Source organism: Dokdonella sp. (genome assembly GCF_039926425.1).
Classification (GTDB): Bacteria; Pseudomonadota; Gammaproteobacteria; order Xanthomonadales; family Rhodanobacteraceae; genus Dokdonella_A.
Genome location: NZ_JBDSWZ010000256.1, coordinates 1 through 5,077, shown reverse-complemented (window position 1 = coordinate 5,077; position 5,077 = coordinate 1). Strand labels below are relative to the sequence as shown.

The 5,077-nt window shown below is 64.5% G+C and carries 3 protein-coding genes and 1 pseudogene; all 4 read right to left on the bottom strand.

Annotation, left to right across the window (positions count from 1 at the left end; all coding sequences use genetic code 11):
* Positions 1-325 (bottom strand): annotated as a pseudogene (locus ABIV12_RS14755) (IS4 family transposase); the annotation flags it as partial.
* A 431-nt stretch (positions 326-756) separates the two neighbouring features.
* Positions 757-1,395, bottom strand: a complete 639-nt coding sequence (locus tag ABIV12_RS14750; RefSeq protein WP_348060650.1) for a hypothetical protein — start codon at positions 1,393-1,395, stop codon at positions 757-759.
* A 631-nt stretch (positions 1,396-2,026) separates the two neighbouring features.
* Complete coding sequence (locus ABIV12_RS14745; protein WP_348060648.1) at positions 2,027-3,517, bottom strand: choice-of-anchor Q domain-containing protein; 1,491 nt, start codon at positions 3,515-3,517, stop codon at positions 2,027-2,029.
* Between the two features lie 397 nt (positions 3,518-3,914).
* On the bottom strand, positions 3,915-5,077 hold a 1,163-nt coding region (locus ABIV12_RS14740), incomplete at its 5' end, for a hypothetical protein (protein ID WP_348060646.1).

Genomic DNA, 5,077 nt, shown 5'->3' with positions numbered 1-5,077 from the left:
ACAACTGGAAGCGTCCGCGCCCGTCCAGCGGCGACCAGTCCACCACGACCACCGGGCGCGGCTGTCGCACCGCCCACGCGATGATCGCGGCGTACAGTCCCTCGCGTTCCTGCGCCAGGTGAACGTTCCCGAGCAATCGATCCAGCTTCTTCAGCGGTGCCGCCACACGCAATGCACCGGGCCACGATCGCGCCAATTCCATCAGCGTGAGACGGCGGCCAGCGATCAGCGCGCGTACCGCGTCCAGCAATGACGCACATCGACGCGCGTGCATGCGGCTCAGGACGACACCCAGGCAACTGCGCAATACTTTTACCGCGTGCATGGCGAGACCTCCTCTCAGTTTGGCGACTAAAAGGAGACCACCTCGTCATGCACGCACGGTTTTTCCGACTATCTACGCTGCAAGTTGTTGTCTGGCAAGTGGGATTTGTGGGGAAAGCTCAGGCGTCGGTCCGATTCGCTTTCACGAGACTGCGCACGCCATCTTGCTGCGACTGATGATCGCCAAGGAGCCCAGAATCTCGCCGGATTTCGGATCTTGCGCGGTTCTGCGTATTTCGTGCCGCTCCCGCATGAGAGCAACCCGGAATTCGCGTATGCGCATGGATTCCGTTGTTCCTTCTCGTCGGTCGGCAGACGTCGCAGACGCAGCCGAAAGGCTGGCGACCTTGGAAATTGTGGCGCAGCCGCTGACTGAACGTGCGCCGCGAAACGGGGTCAGGTTCACTTTCTTTTGGGTCGTTGGGAGCCAGATCACCTCTTCTGCATTGCCTTGAACGTCGCTCGCAGCCCAGCTGGCACCACGTCAACCTCTCGCTTCCCCTGCAACATCGCCCGCTCCCCTTCAATCAGCTGACAGTTCCGCGACAACGTCGTCGCCCCATCCGCAGTTTTCGCCGTCAAGTCCTGCACATTCACAACGACCGCCAGCGTGTCCCCCAGCGGTTCCAGCGCCAGACAAACCTGATCAATCATCGCCATGCTGCGCTGCTGCTGCGCACCGACCATCACTACGAAGTTGCTGCGGTCGAGCCACAGCGACGTGCGCACGCCCGCAATCGGGCGAACAGCAGCGCGCGCGGCTTCGTGATCGATCGGGCGACTGACGTCGGGGATGCGCATCGAGCGCGTCAGGTCGGTGGTTGCGGCTTTGATCTGCGCCTGCGCGGCACGCTGGTCGCCGATCAGCACGTCGCCGCGAGCGGCGGCGATGTGGCTGGCGATCGTGATCGGGTTGACGGCCTGCCCCGCTTGTTGCGGGCGGCGCGCGTCCGTCGATGCGTCGTGCGATTGCGTGCACGCGGCCAGGCCAAGCGCGACGACCACCGCGAGTGCCGACGCAGTGCGTCGACGATCGACCGCACCGATCCTTACATCCCTTTCGGAATCCATTCCCATCCCCGTCTCCATGTCCCTGGCGGGAGAACGTGCAACAAAGAGGCCAAGCGGTGGAGCGCGCGGCCTTCAAGTGTTGTACGCCGGTTCGCTGCGGATGATAAGTGCTGCAGTCGTTGGCCGTCCGAGTGGAGCGGTGGCTCGGCGCTGGCCGTTTTTGACAAGTGGATGATCGGTGTCGGGGCGACTGTGACTGCGGCGATGCAGCAAGGGGGTGTGATCCGCCGCGAGTTGCCGATGCACGGCTGTCGTGCGCGGGCGTTGTCGCGTTTGCCGATGAGGTCAACGCTTTGGAGTTGACGAGGGGGTATCAGTTGGTTTTGTGGTTCTTTCGCGATACGTCTGCAAAAGCATCGCGGCGGAAGCCGCTCCCACTTGGTGCTCTACGCTCGCGGGTTGATTCCCTTCCGTGCGCAGCGGGGCGAAGCGTAGATGGTGGCGCGGTGATTTTCGCGGGTGGGCGCATCAGGAGCGCCCCCTTCCGGCTGCCGCCACCTTCCCCCGCTTCGCAGGGGAAGGATCACACTGTTTGCGCCTACCGGTGGTTGGATGCTGCGCACAGTTGCTTGCACGGCGCCGCGTTTTGGCGGCGCCAGCACATGTGTCGGGCGTTGACGCGTAACGACAGCTAGTCGAACCCACCCCGAAAAATCGCATTCGGATCGCGTTCGAATGCGCCGATGTCCGCGGCGGCACCGATGACGCGCGGAAAGCCAGGCCCGCGCTGATCCAACGGGATGTTCTGGCTGTTGTTGCCGGTATCGATCGCCGGGCTGGCCGCCAGCACGGCATGCGTGCGCGTGAAGCCGCCATTGTTGATGAGGGGGCCGAGACCGGGATTGTTCGTCGTGATCAACCCGTTCGGCGGCACGATGCCCACGGCGGCGCCGACCAGATTGTTGGCGCCGACGATGGTATTGGAAGGAGACACCGTGAGCAGGTCACTCGGCGCACCGGAGAGCAGATTGCCGGAAAAGATCGAGCTTTCCAGATCGATCGAGGAGCCATGAAATTCAGCGCCGCCGACAAAATTGCTGCCACTGGTCGTCTGCGTCTGGTTGCCGGTGATCGTGGCGCCGGCGACTGTGATCGTGCCCCCGAAAACGGTCAGAGCGGCCCGGCCCGTAGCCGACCGGTTGCCGGAAACCGTTGTGTTCTGGATCACGGCGTCGCCGTCGTCGAGCAGGATGAACGCGCCGCCGCCGCCGCTCGAGGCGCCAGCGTTGTTGCCGGCGAAGGTGGTCCCCAGGAGTCCTGCAGTGGTGGCGCGCACGTAGAGCCCGCCGCCAACCGCTCCCGCCACGTTGCCGCGAATTTCACTGTATTTGGAGAGGAACGTCCCGTAAGCGAATCCGTAGGGTGTGGACACCACCGCCACGCCGCCACCAAACGAGCCGCCGCTCAGCGGACTGCTGGCCACATTGCCGCTGACGACGCTGGCGCTGAGGCCCACACCACGGATGGCGAAGACGCCGCCGCCGAACGCGGTGACGTTCTCGGCATGTGACTCCACCGAGCAATCCTCGACCACCACGCCTTGTTGCCGGGTGCGATTCACGAGCGAACCAAGCGTCACCTTGCCAGTGGAAAAGATGCAACCGCCGCGTGCCGGCGCCGTGCCGTACGTCGATAAACGGCCCTCGCGCACTGTCATGCCGTAGACCGTGAGCACCCCGGTGCCGGCATGCAGGAGGATGCGGCTGGCGTGGTTGGCGGTGATCGTCAGCGCGTCGGGGCCTGGACCCTGGATGGTGAGATATTGCGCGATCGTCGACATCTGGCCGGTCGTCAGCGTGATCGTGCCGCACGTGAGAGCGCTCGCATCCACGGTGTCGCCGCTGGCCGCCGACGCGACGGCATCACGCAGGCTTCCGGGTCCGGCGTCGTTGCAGTTGGTGACGGGAACCAGCGTGCCGTTGGTGGATGGCAGCAGGTTCGCCACACCGTAGTCGCGCGCGAGCGCCTTTTTCTGCGTCAGCGAAAGCGCTTCCGGATGCGCCATGCGCGGGTCGGCCTTGATGCGATGCCACAGATCGAGTCGCTCAGCGCTCGCCTCGGTGGCAAACGCGAGCAACACTGCAGCGGCAAGCGCGCGGCGCGCTTGAACGGATGACGTCATGGGCATGGTCTCTCCAGGGGCGAAATCGAATGCGGTGGGCGGTGCAATCCACCGCCGCTCACGCTTGTTACGCCGAACCACAATGGATTCCGCCATCCGCACCGCGCCGCCATTCGGTCGTGCTGCCAGTTCGCTCGGGCGATGTCACGGCAACCACGTTGCGCGCGTCGGTGCCGTGCCGTCCGTCGCCGACCTTCACGACGCCGTTCGCGCTGCGCGGCAGCAGTGCCCGTCCTCCAAGGTATTGCGGCTTTGGTCTGTGCCTGCGCGGTACACCGAACGGCGGCGGGATCCGCCCTCAGGTGCGCCGGGCGTTTGCGAGCGTCGTGCCGCGAGCGATTCCCGCGTTCTCAGGAATGGCGTCGATGGATGACGCAGAGCTTCCTATCGCGGACCGTCAGTCGCGGGTTTTCATGAGGACGGCAGTCGGCGAATGCGCGAGATCGTTTGGCACGCCTTTCTCGTCCATCGCAGCCCAGCCCGCATTCGCAATGAAATGGAAAGTTCTTCCGACAAACACGCCGTGCGTCACGTCGGCGGCGACGGTCGTTCCACGTTCAATCACGCGCTCGTCGATGATGGTTGTCTGCGACACATCGAGCTGAAACGCCACGACGCGTGCGGGGCTGGCGCCGTTCTGCGTTGCGGTCAGCGTTCGACCACGGCAATACAAGCCATCGATGCCGTACAACGCGTGGCTCGCGCCGCTGAACCAGGTGACGTGCCCCGAGGCGAGGTCGAGTGTCGCGAGGCCACGCACGTAGTCGGGAATGATCACCACGTTCGGATTGGCGCAGGACGCCGGCGTCTGCGGCGAGATGAATTCGCCATGATCCAGACGATGAAGCACGCCGTCGTGGGCGCGGTAGATTCCACCGCCCTCGCCGTCCGACACGATCGGGTCGCCATTCGGTGCGAGTGTCATGTCGCCGAGTGCCGCGTTTGCGGGGGCTTCCAGTCGACGGAGCAGCGTTGCGTGGTCGAGATCGTATTCGAGCAGCGCCGAGCGGCCGCGGTCGTCGGCCGCGACGGAATCGAACGTGTTGAACGCGAGTTCGGTCGCCCACAAGCGCCGACGCTTCACGTCAATCTTCAACGCCGCCATCGGCCATGCGTCGGGTGCGTCCGCAAACGGTCGCGAGACGCCGTTTGCGTCGACTGCAACGATGTTCCTGCCGAGGATGGTGGTGACGAAAAACCGCTGCGTGACTGGATCGACATCGATGTCTTCGGGCAGCAGCGACGCGGGGAGTTTGAACACCGCGCGTGTGCGGGAGACTGGCACGCTGTTCTTTTGAATCTGTGCGCCGATCGCCGCATGAATCGGTTCGAACGACGGCGATGAAAGGACGGCGTTGGTTTGCCCGAGCGCGAGAAAGCCCTGCACTTGCGCCAATGCGGCCGCGTGGTCGCCGAGACGCAGGTACGTTCGAGCCACTTCCAGTCGCGCGGTGGGCGCGTCGTTGAGAAATGCGCGCAGCCGTTTTGCGTCGGCAAGGCTGGCTGGCCAGTCCTTCTGCTTAGCATCGTTCGCGAGCGCGGTTTGCAGCACCTGCAATT